Source organism: Microvirga sp. VF16 (assembly GCF_016864375.1).
In the GTDB taxonomy this organism is placed as follows: Bacteria; Pseudomonadota; Alphaproteobacteria; order Rhizobiales; family Beijerinckiaceae; genus Microvirga.
Map to the genome: position 1 here is coordinate 33,710 of NZ_CP069358.1, position 24,300 is coordinate 58,009.

Here is a 24,300-nt window from a genome sequence, read left to right on the forward strand (position 1 = left end):
AGGCAAATGGGCCAATAACCAGGCTGGGCGTGAGATTCCAAATGAGCCCGAGAGAATCTGCCAAGGTTTCTCTCGAATGGACTGGTCAAATCCTTTGTGTCTATGGCTTGTCATACCGGTCGCCAAAGCGCCGAGTGCCGAATGTCCGCTCAAGCTGCTATTCATGGCCCAGCACGTCTTTCCAATCTCCACCCTGGCGCCATTGCCCAGGCATTGAGCCAAGTCAATTGGACTTACATGCCCAGGGATGCCTTGCTTGGATCGGCCGCACACGAAACTCACTACCGGGTGGCCGGCGGGTCAGCAGCACGGGTGATCTACAGCAGCCTCCCGTTGGCAAACGTAGACGTTCCCCGGACGGTGCTTGACTTTGGCAGCGGCAGTGGGCGCGTGATCCGCTGGCTCAAGCCGATGTTCCCCGAGCCTTTTATCGAGGCGGCCGACTCCCGACTGAAGAGCCTGCAATTGGTGCCTGACCAGTTGCACGAAATTCTATATGAATGACTTGCCTGCAATGTCGCCGAGAACCCGTCCTCTCATCGAGAGGGGAGTTACACCTAACCATGTAGCGGATCTATTGAAGTTTCGCAGCGCAGTTCTCCGCGGAAAGAAGCCTATTGGCACAATATCACGGTAGCCAGTGGTGGGCCTTGTCCGATGCAGCGGTGCAAAAGTTTCTATCCGTCTATCATGCTGATGAGGACTTACGGACATCATTCGAGTACTCAGCTGTGCCGGATGAGCACTATATTCAGACGGCGCTCAGACACTCAGATCTTGCTCCTAAGATTACGGGCAGTCCGATGCTGGCTGACTTCTCGAAACACCCGACCCCTTACGTTTACACTAACGCAACGGAACTTGATCAGCCGAAGAAAACGACAAAGCTCTTTGCTCGCAAGTGCCCATCGGATTGCAGCTCCCTGATTGAGGCGATCAGACCTCATCCGCGCTTTACCTTCTGACCGGGTCCCCTCAGCACGGATCGCGAGTGGCGTTCCCAAACCGCATCGTATCGTGAGTGCCCACGGCATCGGTCGGTCAGTCCTGTATTCCGATGCAATTCGGCAGGTTGCGCCCGCAAGATTGATCACATCCCGTACGGTCTCAGCGGAGGGGCGCCACCTGCGGGCACCTGTTGAGATACAGATGCCAGCTCGCAACGCCAATGATCCGCGCTCATTTGCGCACACCTCTCAGGTCATTTTCACATTGACAAAGGTTTTCTCCCGATGTTCTCAACGACAGACCTGAATTTTACAAGCTGCTCCAAACCCTGAGGTTGAGAGGCTCATCGTGTCTGCTCAAGCGCCCGCCCCGGCCCTGTCGCGTCTGTCCAATTTACGGCCATCGGCTATCACGGAAGCATCACGCCACGTTGACTGGACGTACATGCCGGGGGATCCCCTGCTCGGACCGGCGCCCAATTACACGCACTACAAGGAAGTTGGCGAGTCAGCCGCGCGGGCCATTTACGGTAGTCTCCTGCTGGCGAACGTGGATGCCCCCCGAACCGTGCTTGATTTCGGCAGCGGTGGGGGGCGGGCGACCCGCTGGCTCAGGGCATTATTCCCGGAGGCCGCCATTGAGGCGGCCGACCCCCGACCGGAGAGCCTGCAGTTTGTGGCTGACCAGTTTGGCGTCTCGACTTGGCAATCAAGCTTCGAGATTCAAGAGCTGGCCGCGCCCCGCACCTATGATCTGATCTGGTCCGGGTCGGTGCTGACCCATCTGCCCGAGTACGACGCTCAGGCTCTGTTGGCAAAGTTCATGAGTTGGCTCGAGCCGAACGGGGTCTGTGTCGTGACAACGCACGGCCGTCGCATGATCCAGAACATGCAGGAGCGGCGCCTTCAGTACATCGCGCGAGACCTGGAACCGGCGTTCATGGACCAGTTGGCGGACAAGGGATATGCCTGGGTGCCGTACAAAGGCAAAAGCGTTGGCACCTCACCCGTGACTGTTCGCAAAGGGCGTAGCCTCGGAGTCTCCGCCACGACAGTCCCGTGGCTGACCGAGACCCTGAAGACACTGGATGCCCGGGTGGTCACGATCTCGGAGCATGCCTGGGACAAGCACCAGGATGTGGTGGCGTTTCAGGCGCCTGGACCGCGCTAATGGGGCAGAGCGGCGAAACTCTAGATGCTTTGCTGCATTCTCACACGCTAGTGACAAAGACTCGCCCATGGTTTTTGCGTGTTTGGCTGCTCCGATGATGCGACGCCAAGTGAAGCATTACTCAAAGGCATTCAGCGCATCTGTGTGCGAAAGCGTGGGCCGGATGGATCCGGCCCACAACAGCAGGAAAAGGTAGGATTGTCTGCCACTCAGGCAGCCACGACATGCGGAGAGTTTGGTACAGGCAACACGATCGGGTTAGACGCCTCATCCACGACGGGATAAGAAGCACTTGTGCCCAAGGCGATACGTATCGTCCGAGCTCCACTGGGCAGGCGCGCAGCACCTTGGGTCCACCGCTGCTGATAAGCCCCATAACGCTCCACATTGTACCAGCCGTCACACAAGCGAGCGTCATCAAGTGCAATCGCCGGAAGATCGTCAACCACCAAACGACCGACACACACACCGAGTTTACGACGATCAGTCGTGCCAGGCCTCATCATCATCGGAACGAAGGCCCGAGACATCAGCACGGCGTCCTGGGTGTTTTCTGGCAGGGTGAAATAGTAGACGCGCCCCTTGACCTGATGTGGTTGAATGACTTTGCCATCAGCGATGATGTGCAGGTCGGGATCGTCCGTCGTTGCAGGCGAGAACCCAAAAACAGTAGTGGCACGATCCATCAATTGTGTGCGAACGGCTGTCAATTCGGGCCCTGAATGAATGAGCGGCGCGCAGGTTTCACTCCAATGCTTCGCTGAAAAATCAGGATACAGGTCGAGGAACTCGCCGCCATTCACAAAGGCGGACCGATTTCCAGTGTCCAGATAGCTCTCGGTTGGCAACCCCTCGGTCAGCAGAACATCATGATGCTCAAGTTCAACATGCCAGTAGGTCACTTCATCCACGGGCACTTCGGCCACTGTTGTGCCGTTGAGCAGACGCTCCGCTTGGATCAACTTTCCATTCACAAACAATGCATGGCCCGGGCTCACGATCAGATCCCGATGCGGCTTACCGTCTGCAAATGCTCCGGCAGCGATACGGATGGGGCGCACAGTCTCGGGTTGAGGATGAGATCTCAGATCAATCCGACGGGAACCGATCCATTTGATCGGGATAAGGCCCTGGTAGAGCAGAGCCATAACCCGGTCACCGACACGTAGATCCTCAACAGCGACTTCACCGCGCTCGGTTAGAACCTGGGTTCCGGATGTGAGGCAGGGGATAGGAGCTGAAATATCAGTTTGTCCTGTTGATTGGTTCACCTTCCCGCCACCTGATGCCGGCGAGTCGCTAAACAGGTAATATGCGCTCTTATCTCCAGTATAAGCGAGGAAAGCTCCGTCACCCGTTTTGCCAACATACGTGTATTTAGTGCCATCAACTTCAAAGGAATCGGGCGCGATGTCACCAAGCACGCCTATGTTGTCGGCTACAGTTCCTGAACTATCATCTTTATCTTTTACAGTAACCCCCGTGAGGTGCACGGGCCCAACTGTGTAATTGTTACCTTTTACCGTGACATTATAAATATATTGAAAGATATTATTGCCGTCAGCCAAAGTTGCCCCCTCTGATCACGCACCAATTTGTTTGTCGTGTGCCGCAGCGTTGTCGGCATGATCATCAAGTAACAATAATAGAGGGAGGTTTCGCAGTTCTTGAGGGATATGAAACCACGTCTAAGGAATAGGACTATATCCCGAGGGATATACCCCTATCCCGAGGTATATAGGATAACAGACCAGAGAAACTTTGTTGATCAACAGACAAGGTCAGATCAAATAAGCTCGGATCGCAGGTGGCCGAGGTAAAAACGGCTTTTCCAGAAGCCGGGACTCTGGAATCAATGTCCGGTTCTATGAGAATGTTGAGGGTAAAGGCGCTTTACAGCACCCGAACCGCTGCCGCACGGCAATAATCCGGCTGATAGGCCACCGCATAGTCGTGCGGGTGGGCCGCGATGCGCTTGAGAGTCTAGCGCTCGGTAGCAAAGCTAACCGCGACCGCCCCGCTCCAGACGATGGCCAAGATGAACCCAGACTCTCTCGTCGAGCCGAGATGATCGTCCCATAATTGACCGGGCCTCTAGCCCGCACCGCCCCTCTTGGGCCAGCGTAGGCACCCAGCGCGAGACACTGGTGCGCCTGCCCCCAACTGCCGCGCGATCTCGGCCTGGGAGAGCCGTCCCCGCAGCAACAGCGTCGCGGCCACCAGATGTTGCGATCCATCGCGCTCCTCACGATGATTGACACCGTCTTAGATTGCACCGCTTTCACGACGATCATTAGTCCTCGCTAAGGGCAAGGGCAAAGGCAATGCTACTATAGATTGCAATGATCCTGATACGTCTCAATTCGGTAATTCAGGGTTCTGAAGGGGCTGTGCTGCCGCCCTACCCAGTTCATGTTGGTCTTGGTACTTGCAGCGTCGCGCCAGCGCAAGATTTTACAGCTGGTCAGTGCCAGCACGCCTGTCAGCTTTCAGATCCACATCGCCGGTGGCACTCCCAGCTCCAGCACCACCCATCCAACCCGTCATCAATCCGACGCTGCCCCGGACAAGGCTGACGGTTGCTGTGGCAATGAACGTAACCAGCTCGGTCACCCCCGGTGATATAGTTGGTGTGACTGAGCCGAGACATAGTACTCAGACGCAATCGTTGGGCCCGACCTGCTGCCCCGGCTCTGACCATAGAACGAAAGTCGTATTTTTATCACACCGCGCGGCTCACACCATCTGTCGCAGGCCGGCGGACAGGATGCTTCTGTTCAGATCAGAAGATTACTGCTTATAACAGCTGCTCTGTGGATGATTCGTCATCCAAAGAGAGAACAGCGACAGGAACACCCAAGAATACTAGGAACAGGTCGTTGCTGATAACGATCAGAATTGGCTAAAGGGGCTTTTCGATGACTGGTGGCAGCAGTCGTATTTTACCGGTGATTATGTGCGGTGGCTCCGGGACGCGGCTGTGGCCGGCGTCGCGCGACAGCATGCCGAAGCAGTTTATTGATCTGATTGGACAACACTCCACCTTCCAAACCGCTGTGCAGCGTGTGACGGCGCCCGACGTCTTCCTGCGCCCGACCATTGTCTCGGGCAACGATGTCCGCTTCATCGTTGCGGAACAGCTGGCCGAGATTGGCACTCAGGCTGACATCATCCTCGAGCCGACGCAGCGGGATTCCGCCGCCGCGATTGCCGTGGCGGCCTGTCACGCTGCGCGTCATGATCCAGAAACGATCGTTTTGGTGATCGCGGCCGACCACATCATTGATGATAGCGCTGCCTTCGCTGCCGCTTGCCGGGCTGCCCTTGAGCCAGCCCGGCAGGGTCATATCATGACCTTGGGGGTCGTGCCGCAGTATCCGGCCACCAGCTACGGCTATATCAAGCCGGGCCAGCCCATTGGCGGCTCCGACGCTCGGTCAGTTGACCGCTTCGTGGAGAAACCGAAGGCCGCGACGGCGCAAGAGTACATCAGCCAGGGCTTCCTCTGGAACAGCGGGAACTTCCTGTTCCGCGCCGATGTGATGATTGAGGAGCTGGAGCGCTTCCAGCCCACCATCCTCGCTGCTGCCCGGGAGGCTCTCGAGAAGGCGGCCACCGACCTTGACTTCATCCGGTTGGATGAGACCGCGTTCAAGCTCGCGCCGAAGATCTCGATCGACTACGCCGTGATGGAGCGCACCGAGCGGGCCGCGGTTCTGCCGGTCTCGTTCTCCTGGTCAGATATCGGTTCCTGGGGCGCGCTGTGGGATGTGTCGTCGCGCGATGACGCGGGCAACGCCTTGCGCGGCAACGTGGAAGTGCTCGAGGCCCGCAATAGCCTGGTCCACAGCGACAGCATCCTGACCACGGTGGTGGGCCTGGATGATGTCGTAGTTGTCGCCAAGCCCGATGCTGTGCTCGTGACCTCCCGCAGCCGTTCGGAGCAGGTCAAGGATCTCGTGGTGACCATGCGGGGGAAGCAGCGCCCGGAAGCGAGCGAGCACCTGCGAATGTATCGCCCTTGGGGCTGGTATCAGCGGATCGACCAAGGCTCGCGTTTTCAGGTCAAGCGCATCATGGTCAAGCCCGGTGGCCGCCTGTCGCTGCAGAAGCACCATCATCGTGCGGAGCACTGGGTTGTGGTGCGGGGCACCGCCGAGGTGGTGGTGAACCAGGACGTCGTGATGTTGCACGAGAACGAGTCGGTCTATATCCCGATTGGCGCGGTTCACCGTCTCACCAATCCGGGCCGTATCCCGCTGGAACTCATCGAGGTGCAGGTGGGTAGCTACACGGGTGAGGACGACATCATCCGCGTCGAGGATGTCTACGGGCGGTAATATGCACGCGCCGTGATCGAGAACTGCGGCAAGATGCTATTTGCTCCTGCCGCCCCTTCACTGCTGACCTGATTTGTTGAGAGAGGCGCCTACCGCTATTGCGAATAGGTAACCGCGCTATGCGCTTCATGGGATGTACATGAGCAGCACTAAGACCAACCAGGGATTTGAAGCGATCCCATCCTCCCTCAAGTTCGGTACGAGTGGCTTGCGCGGGCTTGTGGTGGAGCTGAACGGGATTCCGGCTTTCGCCTATACCCGTGCCTTTGCCGAGATGCTGAAGGAGGATGGCTCCGCGGCCGCTGCCGACAATGTCGTCCTGGTCGGACGGGACTTGCGTGAAAGCAGCCCGAGCATTGCCCAGCTCTGCTGTGCAGCCCTGTACGAATCAGGGCTCACCCCGCTCGATTGCGGCGCTCTTCCCACGCCGGCGCTCGCCTATCACGGCATGCGATTCGGCATCCCCGCCATCATGGTCACGGGCAGCCATATTCCTGAGGATCGTAATGGGCTGAAGTTCTACCGGGCACAAGGGGAGATCGATAAGAAGGACGAGGCCGGCATCCTCGCATGGCATGCCAAATTGAAGATCGACTCAGTGCCGGAGAGAACCCAGGCCGTACGGGCCTCCACACCGAACATCGATCTGATCGCCGCCTACAAGGTGCGTTATCGGGAGTTCTTCGGAGAGGGGGCACTGTCCGGCCTGACGGTCGGGGTCTACCAACACTCCTCTGTTGCGCGGGACGTGATCGTCGAGATGCTGGAGTCCGTGGGCGCACGGGCGGTACCGCTCGGGCGTGCCACGAGCTTCATTCCGGTCGATACGGAGGCGCTGCGCGACGAGGACGAAGTCCTGGCGCGGCAATGGGCCGGCGAGCACAGGCTCGATGCCATCGTCTCCACCGATGGCGACGCCGACCGCCCTCTAATCTCCGATGCGAACGGCACCTTCCTGCGGGGTGACCTGGTCGGCGCAATCACGGCCAAATATCTGCGGGCGGATGCCATCGTCACACCTGTGACATCCAACTCCGCGCTCGAGGCCTCTAGAGCCTTTACGAGCGTGATCCGCACCAAGGTCGGATCGCCCTATGTCATCGAAGGCATGGTCGAGGCGGTCCGCTCCGGCGCGCGCGCCGTCGTCGGGTTCGAGGCCAATGGCGGCGTCCTGCTCGGCTCAGACATTACACGGGATGGGTGTCAGCTGATGGCACTTCCCACGCGCGATGCCATGCTGCCCATTCTTTGCGCACTCGCAGAAGTCATAGCCCAGAGGCGGCCATTGGCGCAGATCGGCGCCGATTTCGCTTTTAAGGCCGCCGCCAGCAACCGGCTGAAGAACGTTCCGACGGAAAAGAGCGCAGCCTTCGTTGCCAAGCTGCAGGAGGACGAGGCATTCCTGTCCGAACTCATGGCGCCTCTCGGCGGCACCGCCGGGCACGACAATCAGGATGGCCTCAGGGTCACGGCCAAGAACGGAGAGGTGGTGCAATTCCGTCCGTCCGGAAACGCGCCGGAGCTGCGGGTCTACGTGGAAGCGGCCAGCCAGGAGCGGGCCGAAACCCTTCTGGAATGGGGCCTTGCTACTGCGGAACGGCAGACCCGCTGATCACGAGAAGCTTGGCAGGACGAACGGAATGCTTCCCACAAATTCCAGTTTGCGGCCGCCTCGAACTCGGCCCCTGATCCCGTCACGTCGCAAGACGAGGCTTGAGACCAATGAGCGACACTCTATTCGGCTCGACCCTTCCTTACTGATAGAGAGAGACCTGCAACCATGAGTGATCTTCGTCATGTGAGTTGGTTTACTCCCCTCCCGCCGGCCCGCAACGGCATTGCGGACTATTCGTATATGCTGCTTGATACCTTCAAGGAGCATATGCCGTCCACGGTCTACTGTAATGACCCCTTTGGCCAAGCGCCCCCGTCAATAGAAGTCCGGGAGGCAGTTCAAGCATTCCGGTACATTTCTTCTGATACGCCAATACTCCATCAAATCGGGAACAATGGGGGACATGTTTTCGTGCTGGAGGCGCTGCGACATTTCTCTGGGGTCGTCTCTCTTCATGACCTGAGCCTTCTCTATCTCTACGAGTTGGCCTCGTCGCATCCCGAAGAGATCTATTCCTGGATGGAGAAGCAGTCTCCAGCTATCGGAAGCATCTACGCCCGGCACTGGAAAGACCATAAAATCAAAACACGCGCGAATTATACCCTCTTCGATATGACGGGAGAGGTGCTTGCCACCGCGAGAGCTGTGATTGTTCACTCTCGTTTTGCAAAAAATAAGCTCCGACTGATTTACGGTGATGAAGCGACGCAGGGCGTCACAGTGATCCCTCACTTTGCGCCGAAACTTCGAGACCGGGACTTAGAGGAAGCGCGGGCACGACTAAACCTTGATAAGGATGATTTCATTCTGCTCACATCGGGTTTTGCCACGGAGGCGAAGCGCTTCAATTGGCTAATTGAGGCTTTGGATGAGGTAGCAGCGCGCGGCATCAAGGTTCGGTGGATCCATGCCGGGGAAGAGAGGCCTAGCGAGTATGCTCTGTCGGCCGAGATCGCGCGCTACCCACGTGTCAAGGAATTCGCGACCATCACCGGCTACGTGTCCGAAGAGGACCTAGACAGATTCATCGTTGCCTCCGACGTTGTGGTCAACTTAAGGTACCCATCAGTCGGAGAGAACTCCGGAACCTTGGCGAGAGCGTTCTCGGCAGGAAAGTGCTGCATCGTCAACGACACGGCCGCATATGCAGAGTTGCCAAGGGACGCGGTTGTGCATATCCCCATCGATGACCCCATAGTTCCGCTGGCCGAAGCGATCGCCGGGTTAGCAGATAAGCCAGACGTGAGGCTGTTCTTCGCGCAGAACGCACTTTCCTACGCGAAGAGTGAACTCTCTCTCGAGTCCGTGGCCAATGCTTATTTAAGTGTAATGTCGGACGCGTACGCGCTTTCACGGCCGGTTCTAAGGATGCAGCCTCCCCAAAGCGAATCTGTCGCTGTTGAACGTGATATTGAGTTTCCTAAAGAACAAGGCGAACTCGTGCGGCGGGTGTCTCAAATTATTTCTGGGACTAAGGGCAAAGTTCGGCTGCGGATCTGGTTCTCGTCTCCGGAGAATTTTGCCTCCGCGAGCGTCCAATTCAGTCCGATGTTGGATGGTCTATTCCCTTTGAGCGTCAAAATCACTGGGTCGCGTTTAATTCAGAAATTCGCCTCAGGCAATGTCAAAAGCAACCGCATTGGCATTGAGGTCGAGGGAATAGTACATTGAACTCTTCACTGATAGCCCTCTACGAGTCACGCCCATATTCGGCGGCTACCCTGTCGGGTTTAGTCAAGCTGATTAGGGAAATCTTCGGGCAGATCACAGTTGTCGACGGAACCTTCCCTAGGAACTTCTTATCGCGCTTCGATCCAACAGCCACAGTGTTCGCGCGTCGCGAATTTTTCGGCAGATCAACGGCTGAACTCAGCTTCTATAGACGTTTTCGGCAATTGGGGGGTCATAAGAGCGTTATAGCCGCCAATGTGTCACGTTGGGAGCACCAAGTGTTTTCAGATACGGAGAGCAAATCTGCGGACTCCGCTCTCGTGTATCTGGATCAGATGATCGAGAGAGATGTAGTTCACTTAGCATCGCGATTCTCACCTATCCTGCTCACACCTATTGAAAACCACCGACGACTGCAGGAACTCTGTCATACAGAGCGGCTAGTTCCTGTCTACATCTCTGACGAAACACTTACGCCGACGTATGTCCTATTGCTCGCAGACCCTGCATGGCGCCGCTATTCTGAGCGTATCCAGAACTCGGCATATTGCGTCGACACAAGACAACCTACTCTGGCAATCCCTTCCGAAGTCGTCTCGAACTTCGTGCTCCCAAGCCTTGCTTTCGTACATGACGGTCCCAGACTGAGCGAAGGTGACAAGACCTACTCCTGGCTATGGACTGGCGCCACCGAATGCTTCCGTCTTTGTATAGGTTTCCTTCCGGCAGCGGCTACGGTCAAATTAACTATCGCAAATATGGAATCACCTGAAGTTAGCAAGCGAATACGAACCTTTCTTAATGGTAGGCTTGTTGAACATACCTTCACAGCATGGTCGGACACCACGGGTATGCTTGAGCTGGCAGTCGCAGATATCAGCATACCCGAGGCGGTGGTTTCTATAGCTCTGCCCGACTTAGGGCAAAATGGACTCGGTGTTTGCATCGACAAGCTCGTGGTATCTCTATGACTAAACCTCTGTCAGTGCTTGTTATTTCGCCCACCTACTCGCATCCGGCGGATCAGGGCAATTCTGCTCGGGTTCAGCGGTTTGGACGGGAGCTTATGCGGCGGGGCCTGAGTGTCGATCTGCTCTATTATGGTATGGACGGCATATCGGACGAACAGCGCAAAGAGATGTCGTCCTTTTGGAGACGATTTTTCTTCCTCTCGTCGCGTCCTCTTCCTCACCCCAAGCTACCAACGGGTTGGGGAATTGACGACTGGTGCTCAGACGCGCTTTGCGAGGCGACACGAGAGATCGTCGGAACAAACAAGTACGATGTTGTCATCGTGAACTATGTCTGGTTGTCCAAAGTTCTTGAAGGTCTTGTTGACTGCGTGAAGGTGATCGACACTCACGATATATTCGGGGGACGGCGCGAGGTCTTCCTCGAACAACGCCTCGAGCCTAGATGGTTTTTTACGACCGAGGCAGAGGAAGCAAAAGGATTTAGCCGTGCAGACGTCGTTATTGGCATCCAAAGCAACGAGAGCGCCCAAATCCGTTCGCGATACGACGGCCCAGTCACAACAGTAGGCTATTCTTTTGATCCGCTGTTCCTAACGAGACATTACGACAAAGATCCTCCTATGCGCTTCGGCTACTTAGGCAGCGGTAACCCCCTCAACGTTCGATCAATACAGGAAATGGCTTCCGCCCTGAATAGCAATCCTGCCGGGCCTTGGGCTATAGCGGGTACGATATCGCGGCGGAAGTTGAATCTGGGCCCAGGCGTTGTAAACATGGGTATGGTCGACGCCCTTTCCGATTTTTATGAAAAGGTCGAGTGTGTTTTGAATCCGATGCTTGGTGGAACAGGTCTAAAGATCAAAACTATAGAGGGCCTCGCGTTTGGAAAGCCGATGATCGGAACCCGCGACGCCTTCGAAGGCATTAGAACATCGCACCCTTTCCACGAAATCAGTAACATGAACGACTTCGTTCAAGCCATGCACGTATACACGGCTTCAGAGTCTGAGCGCGACAAACTTCGCATTGCTTCGCGAGCAACATTTGCCCGATACATGGCAGAGGTTCAGAATCAGTATGACGACCTAGTCGAAGCGCTGCATCAACTGCGTGAGGGGCTCCAATGAGACAACCCAAAGAAATACAGCTGCGAGCTGCTACAGCCGCCATAGATCACACCCAAAGAAGAGATGGCGCTGCGGGCGTCGCGCAGCCAGTCGGCTTCTCGTCCAATGCGGTAAATTTCATTGCCAGCGTCGACTTTACGATTGATGACGAAGTCGAGGCTCTAGTCCGTGGTATCAGAATCGGTGGTCAACATCTGAGAGGATCGTTCCAGGCTGGCAAACCCTTCGAAATCCCAATCCACTATCTGCCTTGGGTAGAACTCCCCTCGGAAATCCGCTTCGTTGCCAAATCCACAGGGCACGACTTCTGTTCTCCACTCGAACTCCGGACCCATGATGATGCTCTAGCTCTCCTCGGACCTGGAGAGCTCCATGTTGAGGCTATAAGCCTACGGAACGGAATGCTACGTGGCACGGCGGTCAATCGGAAGAACGGCTTGGCTCGCCCCCACTTGTTTGCGCGCGTCAATCGCAAAATCCCGCGGCCACTCACAGTCGAGCATCCAAGGATGCTCGATGACGGCGGCTCCGTTTGTCACTTCGCGATGCAGCTCCTGCCGACGGACATAACTGATCAGGGCCTCTCAGTTGAGATATTCGAGTATGGATCGGATGTGCCACTCACATCCACGGTGCTGGCCCGCATCGAAGATGACAACGTACATGCCAAGATGATCGATCTGGAAAGCCGAATTGAAGAGATTCGCAGCTCAACGTCGCTTCAGATCGGAACTATCGCGAGCCAAAGCAACGATCGACTGCGCACTCTGCAGGAGCGTATCGACGCCTTCATAGAATACATGATGTTGCACCTGTTGGATGCGAGAGCTACGGAGCACCGGGAGAACATAGAAGGTACCGAGGGTAAGCCGAAGCCACTTCCGAAGTCAGTTTTGAATTTCAAAGAGCTCATATATTCACCAAACGTCGAACCAACCAATGAGCCTAAACAGCATACGCTTATCCACACAATTCCTGCTAAGTCGGAGTCCTTCTCTTATGGATGGTACAATGTGGAGAGCAGTGACGGAGTAGATTTCCGCTGGATGGGGCAGAGCGGTATTCTGTTCAACCCTGAACCAGATAGGCTCGTTGAGCGAGTTGTACTGCAATTGAAAAGTGTATACGCCGCAGAGCGTCCCTCGCTGCGTGCATTTTTCGACCACGTTTCAGCTTCGGTCGAAGTTAAAGATGGGTCAGGGGACCAGCGCTTTATCATTGCACTTAACTGGCCCAAAGACCGCCAGAACGACTGCTTCAAGGCACTGAGAATCGAAAGCGATGTCGCTGCCTCTCCCGCAACAGCTGAAGGTAGTCATGATGATCGCACTCTTTCTGTATCAGTCACTCAGGTAGTCATTCACTATTCCCACAGCGATTCTCATCAAATCACCGATAGAGCCCATTGAGTTTGCATGTAGTGGCTCACAAGTGGTGAACCTCCTTGTGGGCGACATCTAACAGCACACGTGCCTGATAGTACTGCACACAGGTACCTTATCTAGCCGGAGGATCTTTTATAACAACGAGATACGCGCCGTCGCGATGACTTTAATGGCGACAGATGCCAGCACAGCCCGCCGTACAAGCTGCGTTTGCCTGTAATCCAACATTCACTCTGCATCTAGATACATATTCGGGAGTAGAATGAGCAGGACCAGAATTCATTCCAGGGACGCTGGGTATTGCGCATATAGCGTCTCGCCACAATCTCAGGCGGAGCGGATGAACTTTGCCGCAAATTGGTCTTCCCAACAGGCAATGTTGGAGTATAGGACCGGCGGTACCACGATCAACATTTTGGAGCGGTTATGACAAAGCGGCGACTAGGCTTGGTAGGATATTATGGCTACGGAAATTACGGAGACGAGCTTTTCTTGGATGTCTTCAGAAAGTACTTGGAGCAAGACTTTGAGCTCGTGTTCCTCCAGGACATACTTAAGCGTCCGTATTACCTCTCCCCTCTCGATGACAAAGTTAGAGATCTTGACGCGATCCTTATTGGAGGCGGGGACCTAGTCATTCCTGACTATTGGACAGACCAGTATTTTGAGGATGCGTTCCTTGCAAAACCGATCTATATGCACGGCATCGGGGTGCCCACGTGGGGTGGCGAGAACGAGAGAGTCGTTGAACGCCTAGCTAAGTTTTTTCAGCACGACAATGTGAGGCAAATCACCGTTCGAGACCGTGAGAGCAAAGCCTGGATAGAAAAGAAGTTAGCGCCACGGGTGGAGGTGCTTTATACTCCCGATATCGTCTGCGCGCTTGATCTTCCGTCTGTCGAACGGCCATCAGACCCCCCGATTTTTGGACTTGTTTCCCGGAAACAAAAGCCAGGCGAGATTCAGTGGCAGAACGTGAGAGCCTTGTGTGAAAAAGCGGTCTCTCTTGGTTATAGGATCCGGCACATTGTACTCGCTACCGGCATAATCGGAGAAGAAGATCGTCAGGCAGCTGAGGAATTGGCTCTTCCTGGTGTCGAAACGATTGCCTCAGAAAACATCGAGGATCTTACCCGAGCCATCGGTGAGTGCACCGTTCTCGCGAGCATGAAATTTCATGGCTGTGTTGTTGCTAGCATGTTTGGTATACCTGCTATTATGCTCATTACGACCGACAAGTTCAGAAATTTCTATAAGCTGTTAGAACGTGAAGAGCTAGTAGCTCACCATCGGCACCCTGACCTTCCCGACCGGCTCTCACGCTTCATGGCCAAAATTCCTTATGCAAGTCGGCACAATTTGCGACAAAAGGCGGATGACGGCCTGGTGAAGTTAGCAGCGAAGATCAAGCAGGATATCGGATTCGAGTAGTCTCGAATCGAGTTGTAGCTTTTATCTGCAAGTACCGTTTGGGAAACGCATGGGGCTTCCCCTATGCGCTCTCAGAACGTTGCGTGACACTCTCCCGCGTACGGCTCTAATCTTTGGCTGATTCCACAGAGTGCGGTAAGCACGAGGAGATGTCTCTAGCTGGGGATAGAGACATTCAGTAACAATCCTTCGGAGGGCTGACAATGAAAGTGTTATTTTATGGCGGTTGTCACGCTGGGGTCTTAAGACGGGCTTTCGAGCGTTTCGCCCCCGAAGGGCATACATTCGACCACATTACGAACTTCACCCTTATCGCCTCCAGGAAGCCTTTCCCGTATGACTACGCAGCCACCTTCGATGCTGTTGTTTATTCCCCCATCGCCAACAAGGGGGACTACAACACCGACCGTCTGAAAGCCTTCTGCGAAGCCAACGGCATCCAGACGGTTTGTTTTCCGTGGCTGCAATGGAACGGCTACTTCCCCGGCTGCATACAGGGTCAACTGCTTGGGTTCAAGGGCTGGATCTACCCGCAACTGTTCGACCTCATGGCCGAGATGCCGTTTGATCTCGCCTATGATATGCTTCTTCGCGCCACTTTCCTAGGCGATACTGTCCACTCTGCCCTTGAGCGGACGACGGAGCACCTAGTTGCCCATGAAACCACTATGGAGACGGACTTCCGTGTATCGGACTTCATCCTGCAGCACTACAAGCGGTCCCGCCTATTTCTGACCCCGAACCATCCAAGCACCACTCTGTACAAGTATGTTGCGTGGCGGATTGCGGAGCATTTAGGCATCAGCCTGGATAAGGGCTTCTTTACCTCGGGGTCTGAACTCCAGCCTGAGAAGCGCGTCCCGATCCTACCGGGAGTGGCGGATCAGCTCGGCCTTGAGTTCTGTGACAGCGACTTCGAGGACCGCGAGAACCTGCCCCGTCGGGTCTTCTCGTTGCGGGAGTACCTGACGCTTTACGCGGATCGTGCTGCCAGATTGCTTCGGGCTAGGACGCATACGTTCATCAAGAGTCAGCCGGGGCTGGCCGCAGGCCTCTCTGTGGAAGATAAAGTTGCTTGTCGCCCCACGGACTTCCTTGTTACCAAGGGCTTGCAGTGGCCGATGAAAGCCCAAGACATGCCGGTTGAGATCATCTCAACGAGTGCCACCACCGACAAGCTTGGGCGGGCGTTCGTGTATAGCGGGCATTGGATTAACTGAGGACAGCTAGCTTGCGCACAGTGCCCGCGCTGTTCTTGATCTCGACATATCAGTCGGCCTGAACAATGCGGTTTCAGGCTGCCTGGGAAGGATCCGGTTGCGCAGGTGAGTTCATCAGAGCCGCAATGAACCAGGCAACAACAACAGTGGGTCAGGTCAGGATCAGCCGCAGGTAGTGCCTGGCCGTCACGAGCTGCGCATTCATAGCGTCCCCGACGACCTTCCGTGCTAAATCGTGATAGACCCGGCCCAAATAGATCGTCAGCCGTTTGAATTCGCGGCGCATGCGCCACATCTGACGGGCGTGAACATAGCGGCCCACCTGCACGGTGGTGCGATTGGCCAGGCGCGTGTGGGCGCAAGTCCACCCTTTTGTGATTGCACCTAGAATGATAACGAGGACGTGACAAACCTAATAATTGTTGGAATACAGTGGCGCGTTGGACCATTACAACAATGACTCTTCAGGCACATTTAGATCGTTTCACTGAGAGCAGTCTCTTCGAGGGATGGGCCCGCGGCGCATCGGCCAGGTTCCCTTGTCAGGTTGGGATTTTTTGGAATGGCGAATGCGTTGCTCGTGCCATTGCCGATCGCTTTCGCCGGGACCTGCTGCAGGCACGGATTGGGCATGGCCACTACAGCTTTCAGGCCAGGAGCCTGACTGACTTGCCTCCAGGGGAGCACGCGATTGTGCTGAGGAGCGAAAATGGCGATGGCTCCAGCACCGATCTGGGAGAATTTCAGATTACGGTGCCCGTCGACAGGCATCGAAAAAGTCGCACTCACATCGAGGAACTCATTCGGCCTCTCCCGGCCTGGACCATCGACGACGTTCGCCAGCATGTCGGCAGCCTTCGGTTGGATCTCAGCCTCCTAGCGATGGGGGCCCGCCGCTTCATCGATGTCAGCTATATGTTCGTGTTCAACCGGTGGGCTGATCCGGGCGCCGTGCCACGCTTTGAACGCGCGCTTGTCTCCGGTGAGATGTCTCCTGAGCAGTTTTTGGTGACCCTTCTAAGCCATGACCATCAGCGCCCGGGAAGCGACAGCCTGCCCTCGCCCTATGAGGCCCGGTACCCATTTCTGTTCCCTCCAGCGGACTAGCGGCCAGATTGAAAGGCCAGTATGAATCGGCTCTGAATTAAATGAGTACCGTTATGCCCTGGCCGATTGGTGTTATGTCTTTTGCCCGCCCCGACTTTCTCGAGCCGGTGCTCGCCTCCCTGCGAGCGCAACTGGGAGTTGACTGGTCGCAGCGGGAGATTTTCCTCTTCCAGGATGGCGCTGTGAATGCCTACAGCCAGGTCCGGAAGGCCGAGGACCATTTGATTGACCAATCGGTTGAGCTGTTCAAAAAGTACTTCCCGAACGGGCACGTCTTCCGGTCCGAGGCGAATATCGGCGTCTGCGAAAACTTCCTGCGGGCCGAAACGCACTTTTTCGAGGTTCTGAAAGCAGACTGTGCCTACTTTTTCGAGGATGACATGGTCCTCGCGCCGCAGTATCTGCAGGTGATGGACCGCCTCGCAGCAGCCTCGATCGAGAGCCGGTTCGTGGGCTACTTTGCTGCCTATGGTCACTTACGGGCGTCCTTGCAGACCCAGCACCAGAACGCGGCCCGGATCGAGCGGATCGACCATCACTGGGGTTTTGGACTGGTGCGCTCCCACTGGCTCGAGCTGCACCAATGGCTCAAACCCTATTATGACCTTGTGGTCGGAAAAGAGTATCGCCGCCGGCCCACGCCCGAGATCCTGGCCTACTTTCGCAGCCGGGGCATCCCGCTGGGCGTCTCGTCGCAGGATGACGTCAAGAAGATCGGCACCTACATGCTGGGCCGCATCGGCATCAATACGTTTCCCGTGCTTGGGAAATACATCGGCAACCGCGGCGAGCACATGAACGAAGTCCTGTTCGAGAAGCTGGGCTTCCAAAACTCCGTAATGTACGATCGTCCTGTTGAGACCATCGATTTTCCCTCCCCTGAAAGAGCGGCCCAACTCCTGGAGGCTGAAATCAATCAGAGGACAAGCAATATTCGCCAGTCAGATCCCACCTTCACCGCGACGGCCCCCTCGCTGCGGTTGCTCGGCTGAGGCAACAGCCGCTCGGTTGATTCCCATGAACGTTGTCTTCAGCGCCTATGACTTTGCTCCGCCGGCCGGAGCAACCATCGTGCCCCTTGACCAGTATGAGCCGCTCCAATGCCTTTTTGGGGCCGCATCTCAGGTTCAAATCCTTGCTGGCGCCTATCAGCAGGCTGCCAACATCGGCTACTGCTACTTTCCCGAACTGGTGTCATCCCACACCTTGGCCCGCCAGATCCAAGGCGAGCAGCTTGGGTTTATCAGCGGTCCAACCGTCCACGTCAGGGTTGGCTCACGGCGGCGGGCGCGCATCATCAAGGGCTGCCGCAACGTGCTCATCACATCCGATAGCCCGGCGATCGAGGAAGACGGGACGGACAGCTATCTCGCCCGAACACTCGCCAGCCGAACGGATCAACTGTTCGAGACCTGCTTCTATCTCGGCGACAGTTCTAGTACCCTGCTGCACGACCTGGCCCAGATGACCGCGAGCCTGGCCCGCGATGGAGATGGCCACTCACCAGACCAGGGACGTCGCTCCCTGGAGGTGATCCCGTTTTCCGAATTCGCTGCCGACACCCACGCCCATTACCTTCGTGCTCCTCTCCTATGGCGGTCATCGCAAACCCATTGCGAATTCCTGTCTCGGGCCCGGGCCGAGGGCGCCACAAATCTGCTGATCCCGTTTAATCTGGATCATGATGGTTCGATCGTCCCTCCCTTGCTCACGCTGCTGGCACGGACTCGGCATCAAGCCGCTCAATCAATCAACATCGTGGTGTTCCCCTTCAATGAAAGCCAGGGTTCGAAGCAACGCCTTGTCCGCCTCGCTACCGACTGCCTGAAGCTGGTGGACGCGGAGCGCCATCGCACATCACTGTATTTCGCTCTGGGCCCCACCCGTAGCAGCCTGCGCGCGGTGCAAGCCCTGTTCAGCGCCGCTGCCCTCGATGCCGGAGACCCGGACGCGCCCTGGTCGTGCCGCCGCCTGGCAGCCTTGGGCGTGCCCACGTTCACGATCGGTGCGACCGTGACAGAGACGAGAACTCCTGACGTCCCGCTCAACCGTCCGCCGGAACGCGTTCTGCTCGACGATGAGCTCGGATCCCGGGTTGTGAAAAGACCAGTTCCCACGATGGCCGATGTTCGCACCCTTCTGTCCCTGATCCTGACCCATCGCCCGAACGCAAAGGTCGTCGGGGATGACACTCATTCTGGTGCTCCGGCCGAAGGTCACCCTCATGCTTGACACGAGAGCACTGCCCCACCCCCGCCTCCACTTCTATGTGGATGTGACGCCCCTGTTTGATCATGAGTGGACCGGCATTCCGGTTGTCACCGCAGAGTTCGCAAAACGCTTTCTGACGCATTTTTCCAGCCAAACCACATTCTTTTTCGAAGATCACGCCGTGAACACGGCTGCGGTGCAGGATGCCCTCGACCGACGCAGCGGCCTCTACCTTCGCCGGGACTTTTTCCATGGGGAGGTGAACGAGGGGCCGCTTCCCCTCGGTCTCACCGACCGTGTTCACATCGGCTTCTTTCCCTCAGTGAAGCGGCGTCGTGGGCTTTTTGATCATGAGTTCAGCGTTGTTCACGATCTCTCGACGCTTCTGACACCGCAGTTCCACATCAAGGAGAACATCGATTATCACGGCGCAAGCCTGCTCCCGGACATCGAAACAAACCGGGTCACGTTCTGCATCTCATCCGCGACGCACGATGATCTCATGGCCTATCTCGGCGCTGCACCGGAGAGGCTCAAGATCATCAGCAATGGGGTCTTCTGGCCCGCCGATTTCGAAATCCGGTACGAGAGCGAAGTTGGATCGACGCCGGTTGAAAAGTATGCCCTCGTGCTCGGCACCCGTGAGCCGCGCAAAAATCTCAAGCTCCTGTTCCAAGCTCTCGATGCACACCGAGACCTCCTCGACGACATTAAGCTTGTCGTGACGGGCCGAGGAGGATGGCTAGAGGAGAACTCAGACGTTCCGTCCTTTGTCAAGGAGGCGATCAGCACAGGCCGTATTCACATTACGGGGTTCGTCTCAGAGTATACGAAATACAAGCTTCTCAAAGCCGCCGAGTTCCTGATCTTCCCGTCGCTGTTCGAGGGGTTCGGTCTGCCCGTTGCGGAGGCGATCTCAGTCGGGACTCCGAGTCTTTCGTCCTTAAGCTCGAGCCTGCCCGAAGTCGGCGGCGACGCATGCTATTACTTCGATCCTCTTTCCGTAGAGAGTCTGGCCGAGGGGATGCGAACGATGATCACGGACAGCCTTCAGCTGCGCGCTCATCTGAAAACCAATACGGAACGGGACAGACAGCGCCTGTCGTGGGACAACACCTTCAGAACGGTGCTTGAGACAATCACGGCTTCGGTGGATGCCGGATGAGCTGACCCGCGAGCTGTGGCAACCAGGAAATCGCCGATCGGATGCGAGAGTGTCAGCCCACTCTGGGTACGGAGCCGGGGCAATCCAGGCTTGCCTCTCGTCATTGCGCGATGATCGTGACGTTCCACCGCGGATATGGACATGCCCCCGTCGAAGGCGCTGGCCTCGGCCTGTTGTCAGTTTCCGGCGTCGGACCAATTCACTTTGACCCGTTGATGAAGGCGAGGGCCACAATCACTCATTGCCTCGCGAGGTTCCTCTTGGACGTGCTGCAGATCACGTGGCAGGGTGTCGAGGAAGCCCGCAGACGGCAACCCGAGCCGTTGTAGGAGGCCCTCGTATGATAAGCATTCAGTCGGTCATCACGTCGTTCAAGGCCCTGACCGGGTCTCCCGTCGGATCGGATGGATACTCCATCAGCCAGATGCAGGAGCCGCGGGTTCTTCATACGAATAAACCGGATGACGCTGCCGCTTTGGCGGACAAGGGCATTTTGCTCGTGGGCGCACCAAGCTTCAAGCCTAATCAGGTCATCGTTGACGCCGCGTCGCCCCCACAAAATCTCCGCCTGGCGTTTCACGGTGAAGGCAACACGGTGATCATTGGTCCGCAGACCCGTGTCAAAGGTGAGTTCAGCTTCGCCGGCGACGGCAATCTTGCCGTTATTGGTCAAAGCCCGCACGCCTTGCAGTGCAAGCTTACCTTTCGGCGGTCGAACAGCGCGGCCTTCTTTGGCGAGAACTGTTCAAGCAACGCGATTGACTGCCTGATCGAAGGAGATGGCCGGTCTCTGTGCGTCGGCGACGACTGCATGTTCTCTTGGGGCATTCAACTCCGAACGTCTGACTCCCATGGTATCATCGATCTTGCTGAGCGGACGCAGATCAATAAGCCGGAGAACGTCATAATCGGCCCGCACGTCTGGATCGCCGCTGATGTGATCATCATGAAGGGCGTCCACGTCGGCAAGGGGTCTGTCGTCGGAGCCAGGTCTCTTGTGACCAAGCCTGTTCCTCCCCTTTCTCTCATTGCAGGATCTCCTGCTCGGATCCTCCGATCCGGCGTGTCATGGACAAGGGACTCTCAGCCGAGTGAGCGCAGTATAGAGATGCTGTTGGCGACATTGGATCCTCACGGGATGAGCTTCACGGCCTGAAAGCGCGGAGCCTTTCAGAACTTCCTGTAAGGGCCGGGTTCATCATCCCAGCCTGAAGCGGCCTTCGAAGAGAATGGCGAACTGGGTTTTCGCCATGCTCCATTCCCGGGGCGGCATCTTCCACTCTTTTAAGCGCCTGCCTCATGACCAGGAACAACAGCTTGATCGCGCTCTCGTCGGTGGGAAAGTGCCCGCGGGCCCGCACCGCCCGGCGCAGTTTGGCATTGAGCGCCTCGATGGCGTTGGTCGTGTAGATGATCCGACGCACCTCCTCGGGAAAGGCAAAGAACGGGATCACCGCCGTCCAGTGGCGCCGCCAGGAGGCTGCGATGGCTTCATATTTCTTGCCCCAGATTGATGTCGCAAATCCTTCCAGGGCCGCCTAGCCGGCCTCGGCATCCTTGGCCCGATAGATCTCCTTCAAGGCTCCCGCCACGGCTCTGCGATCCTTGTACGACACGAAGGCCAGCGAGGAGCGGATCAGATGCACGATGCAGGTCTGGACCTGAGCCTCTGGGAACACCGCCGTGATCGCCTCGGGAAAGCCCTTGAGACCATCCACCACCGCAATCAGCACGTCCTCGACGCCGCGGGTCCGCAACTCGTTCATCACCCGCAGCCAGAACTTGGCGCCCTCGCTCTGCTCGATCCATAGCCCCAAGATCTCCTTGGCGCCGTCCGGCCGCACCCCGAGGGCCAGGTAGACGGCTTTGTTGCGCACCGTGCCTTCCTCGCGCACCTTGACCCGGATCGCGTCGAAGAACACCAGGGCGTAGAGCGCCTCCAAAGGGCGGTTCTGCCACTCGGAGATCTCCTCCAGCACGGCACCAGATCCGGCGAGACCTCGATGCCATAGAGATCGCGCAGGTGTCCCTGGATCTCGCGCACGCTCATGCCGCGGGCGTACATCGACACGAGCTTCTCATCGAAGCCGGGGAAGCGCCGCTGGTACTTGGCGATCAGCTGCGGATCGAAGGTCGCCAGGCGATCGCGCGGGATCTCCAGATCGATCCTGCCGGTGTCGGTGAGCACACTCTTGCGGCCATAGCCGTTGCGGGTGTTGCCGCTCTCGCTGTCCTGATCGAGATGGTGGTCCATCTCGGCATTCAAGGCGCGTTCGGCGAGAGCCTTCTTCAGCTCGTCGAGCAGGCCATCCTTGGCAAAGGCCGTTTTGGCGTCAGCCCCGGCCAGCAGTTGATCGAGCAGGTGATCGGGAATGCGGGGTTCCTTGCGGCGTGCCATGCGATGTCTCCCTCATGATCATCGTAATGGCCCCACACGAAATTCCCGACAGTTCCGCGCGTGATCCTGGCGCGCGATATGTTGAACCGCTTGGCAATCGCGGCAACGGGAACCCCGTCGGCGTACTGCCCCGCAATCTCGGCCCACGCTTCTGACATGAACGCCACCATGGCTGCCCCCTTTCGGTACCCAAGACATACCGTGATCTATCTCCCCCTGGGGGTAATGCGGAAGGGGCTTTCCTCCCCCCAAGAACGGATGGAAAGCCAGGCCGAGTGCCCCTGGGAGCCACCCGGCAGGGGAAGGGCAGTGCCCGCATCCGCACACGCATCGGTGCCACGACGATCAGCAGAACGGCAGGCGGTGCCAGATCTCGCGCGCGCCATGGCGCCCTGTCATCGGCTCACCGGGGAACGACGCGTCCGGACAGTGTCCGCTTCCAAGGACTGGCTCGTCCGAACGGCAGGGGCCGCTTCGACGCCTCAGCCCCAATGTGCCGGATCTTCTGCCGTTTGGCCCGGGCCGTCCGGCGGTGATCATCCCGCGTTTTAGCCAAAGCGCAGATCTCATGCGCCGGTCCCATGTTGGAGAGATCATCGGCGCCCCCAAGCTCGAGGGCACGAATATGCTCGGCAATCCAACGCTCGCGAATCCCATCGATCGGGGCCTCACACACCACGCACCGACCGCCGGTCCTCTCCCAGACGGCAAGCCGCCGAGAGGGGGTGAGCTTGCGGCGAACGGTGGTGCCCACGTCCTCGGTCGCAAGGAAGGGCATGGGACACCTCCGTCAGAGATCAGGCGAACGAGACGGCTCATGCTCAGGTCCACCGCGCCCGCTCGCCTCCCTGAGCACCGCCAGGATCTGCCGGACCAGGCGCTCCTGGTCAGCACACAGGATTTCCCAGGCGGCGATCAGATCGGCGAACTGGCGCTGCCGAGCCGGATCGGCCGCGACAAGGCGCGCCTGCAGTCCGAGCGAGGCAACTGTGGATGGCCTGCCGCTGGGCAGGGCCGGCCCGGGCACGTGTGACCGACAACACCGACGACGGCGTGGCACTCTGGTCATGGCAAGTCTCCAACAAAGGGCCTGCGGCCTGCGCCTCGGGAAGACGGCGTCCGGTTCGGCGGCTGGGTCTGTCCTTGTTACGGCGCGTGAGTTTGAGCGGCTTGACCGAACGATGGCCAAGATGATCGCGCTCCGCCACACACAGAAGGCAAGTTCCTGAGGCCGCACCAGACAGATGAACGCAAACATCCCGAAGGTCTTTGCGCACTCTATAGTTCATGCCACAGCTAAACTTCTGTCTTTACTAAGTATAATCTACGCCGATTCGCTATAAATATCAACGTATTAGATACTTTGCTTGATAACGAGAAGGATCATTTGGTCCGCCCAAGCGTCTCCAAGTCGGGTTTGCCCGATGCCGCTGCCGCCCCAGGGGCCATGCCCAAGCCGCCCCGACCCGGGTGTCCCCAAGCCCCCGGCTCTCAGGCCTGAAGCCTTCTCTGCCCACGATGCGACTTGGCTCCCCTGG

General features: G+C 57.3%; 19 protein-coding genes and 1 pseudogene. 16 read left to right on the plus strand and 4 right to left on the minus strand.

The window, feature by feature from the left end; translation table 11 throughout:
• The first annotated feature begins 141 nt into the window (after positions 1–141).
• The 3 genes from JO965_RS43040 to JO965_RS43050 all read left to right on the plus strand — a co-directional run bounded on the left by JO965_RS43040 (position 142) and on the right by JO965_RS43050 (position 2,118).
• Complete coding sequence (locus JO965_RS43040; RefSeq protein WP_203447712.1) at positions 142–504, plus strand: hypothetical protein; 363 nt, start codon at positions 142–144, stop codon at positions 502–504.
• Positions 505–617: 113 nt separating this feature from the next.
• Positions 618–965: a beta-1,6-N-acetylglucosaminyltransferase gene (locus JO965_RS49910; RefSeq protein WP_203447713.1), complete on the plus strand. Its 348-nt coding sequence runs from the start codon at positions 618–620 to the stop codon at positions 963–965.
• Between the two features lie 331 nt (positions 966–1,296).
• A complete protein-coding gene (locus JO965_RS43050) occupies positions 1,297–2,118 on the plus strand; it encodes a trans-aconitate 2-methyltransferase (RefSeq protein ID WP_203447714.1) in 822 nt (273 codons plus the stop codon).
• A gap of 209 nt (positions 2,119–2,327) precedes the next feature.
• On the opposite strand, the gene JO965_RS43055 is transcribed toward JO965_RS43050, so the two are convergent.
• Positions 2,328–3,686, minus strand: coding sequence for a Hint domain-containing protein (locus tag JO965_RS43055; protein ID WP_203447715.1), 1,359 nt, complete (start codon positions 3,684–3,686; stop codon positions 2,328–2,330).
• A 1,350-nt stretch (positions 3,687–5,036) separates the two neighbouring features.
• On the opposite strand from JO965_RS43055, the gene JO965_RS43060 reads away from it, so the two are divergent.
• From JO965_RS43060 to JO965_RS43090, 7 genes are all read left to right on the plus strand, one after another.
• Positions 5,037–6,458, plus strand: a complete 1,422-nt coding sequence (locus JO965_RS43060) for a mannose-1-phosphate guanylyltransferase/mannose-6-phosphate isomerase (protein WP_203447716.1) — start codon at positions 5,037–5,039, stop codon at positions 6,456–6,458.
• Between the two features lie 139 nt (positions 6,459–6,597).
• The gene (locus JO965_RS43065) at positions 6,598–8,070 is read left to right on the plus strand and encodes a phosphomannomutase (protein ID WP_203447717.1); all 1,473 of its coding nucleotides are present in this window, start codon (positions 6,598–6,600) and stop codon (positions 8,068–8,070) included.
• Between the two features lie 168 nt (positions 8,071–8,238).
• Positions 8,239–9,744, plus strand: coding sequence for a glycosyltransferase (locus tag JO965_RS43070; protein WP_203447718.1), 1,506 nt, complete (start codon positions 8,239–8,241; stop codon positions 9,742–9,744).
• A gap of 967 nt (positions 9,745–10,711) precedes the next feature.
• Positions 10,712–11,845 (plus strand): glycosyltransferase, encoded by a 1,134-nt coding sequence (locus tag JO965_RS43075; RefSeq protein ID WP_203447719.1) that lies wholly within the window; start codon positions 10,712–10,714, stop codon positions 11,843–11,845.
• Positions 11,842–13,254 carry a hypothetical protein gene (locus JO965_RS43080; RefSeq protein WP_203447720.1) on the plus strand — a complete coding sequence of 471 codons (1,413 nt, stop codon included), beginning with the start codon at positions 11,842–11,844 and terminating at the stop codon, positions 13,252–13,254. The genes JO965_RS43075 and JO965_RS43080 overlap by 4 nt, the downstream gene beginning before the upstream one ends.
• Before the next feature lie 402 nt (positions 13,255–13,656).
• Positions 13,657–14,661, plus strand: a complete 1,005-nt coding sequence (locus JO965_RS43085) for a polysaccharide pyruvyl transferase family protein (protein WP_203447721.1) — start codon at positions 13,657–13,659, stop codon at positions 14,659–14,661.
• A 203-nt stretch (positions 14,662–14,864) separates the two neighbouring features.
• The gene (locus JO965_RS43090) at positions 14,865–15,881 is read left to right on the plus strand and encodes a WcbI family polysaccharide biosynthesis putative acetyltransferase (RefSeq protein ID WP_203447722.1); all 1,017 of its coding nucleotides are present in this window, start codon (positions 14,865–14,867) and stop codon (positions 15,879–15,881) included.
• A gap of 151 nt (positions 15,882–16,032) precedes the next feature.
• On the opposite strand, the gene JO965_RS49115 is transcribed toward JO965_RS43090, so the two are convergent.
• Entirely contained in the window at positions 16,033–16,167 is a 135-nt protein-coding gene (locus JO965_RS49115; RefSeq protein WP_256451963.1) for a hypothetical protein, read from the minus strand.
• Positions 16,168–16,313: 146 nt separating this feature from the next.
• Here JO965_RS49115 and JO965_RS43095 point away from each other — a divergent pair, with 146 nt between their 5' ends.
• The 5 genes from JO965_RS43095 to JO965_RS43115 all read left to right on the plus strand — a co-directional run bounded on the left by JO965_RS43095 (position 16,314) and on the right by JO965_RS43115 (position 21,520).
• The gene (locus JO965_RS43095) at positions 16,314–16,988 is read left to right on the plus strand and encodes a hypothetical protein (protein WP_203447723.1); all 675 of its coding nucleotides are present in this window, start codon (positions 16,314–16,316) and stop codon (positions 16,986–16,988) included.
• 53 nt (positions 16,989–17,041) lie between these two features.
• Positions 17,042–17,980 carry a hypothetical protein gene (locus JO965_RS43100; protein WP_203447724.1) on the plus strand — a complete coding sequence of 313 codons (939 nt, stop codon included), beginning with the start codon at positions 17,042–17,044 and terminating at the stop codon, positions 17,978–17,980.
• A 25-nt stretch (positions 17,981–18,005) separates the two neighbouring features.
• Complete coding sequence (locus tag JO965_RS43105; RefSeq protein ID WP_203447725.1) at positions 18,006–19,220, plus strand: hypothetical protein; 1,215 nt, start codon at positions 18,006–18,008, stop codon at positions 19,218–19,220.
• On the plus strand, positions 19,174–20,364 hold the full coding sequence (locus JO965_RS43110) for a glycosyltransferase family 1 protein (RefSeq protein WP_203447726.1): 1,191 nt from the start codon (positions 19,174–19,176) through the stop codon (positions 20,362–20,364). Before JO965_RS43105 ends, JO965_RS43110 begins: the two co-directional genes overlap by 47 nt.
• A gap of 424 nt (positions 20,365–20,788) precedes the next feature.
• Positions 20,789–21,520 carry an acyltransferase gene (locus tag JO965_RS43115; RefSeq protein ID WP_203447727.1) on the plus strand — a complete coding sequence of 244 codons (732 nt, stop codon included), beginning with the start codon at positions 20,789–20,791 and terminating at the stop codon, positions 21,518–21,520.
• Positions 21,521–21,562: 42 nt separating this feature from the next.
• Here JO965_RS43115 and JO965_RS43120 read toward each other — a convergent pair.
• Together JO965_RS43120 and JO965_RS43125 are read right to left on the minus strand one after the other, a co-directional pair.
• Positions 21,563–22,762 (minus strand): annotated as a pseudogene (locus tag JO965_RS43120) (IS256 family transposase).
• A gap of 403 nt (positions 22,763–23,165) precedes the next feature.
• The gene (locus JO965_RS43125) at positions 23,166–23,540 is read right to left on the minus strand and encodes an HNH endonuclease signature motif containing protein (protein ID WP_203447728.1); all 375 of its coding nucleotides are present in this window, start codon (positions 23,538–23,540) and stop codon (positions 23,166–23,168) included.
• 39 nt (positions 23,541–23,579) lie between these two features.
• Between JO965_RS43125 and JO965_RS43130 the strand changes: the two genes are divergently transcribed.
• The gene (locus JO965_RS43130) at positions 23,580–23,795 is read left to right on the plus strand and encodes a hypothetical protein (protein WP_203447729.1); all 216 of its coding nucleotides are present in this window, start codon (positions 23,580–23,582) and stop codon (positions 23,793–23,795) included.
• The last annotated feature ends 505 nt before the right edge of the window (positions 23,796–24,300 follow it).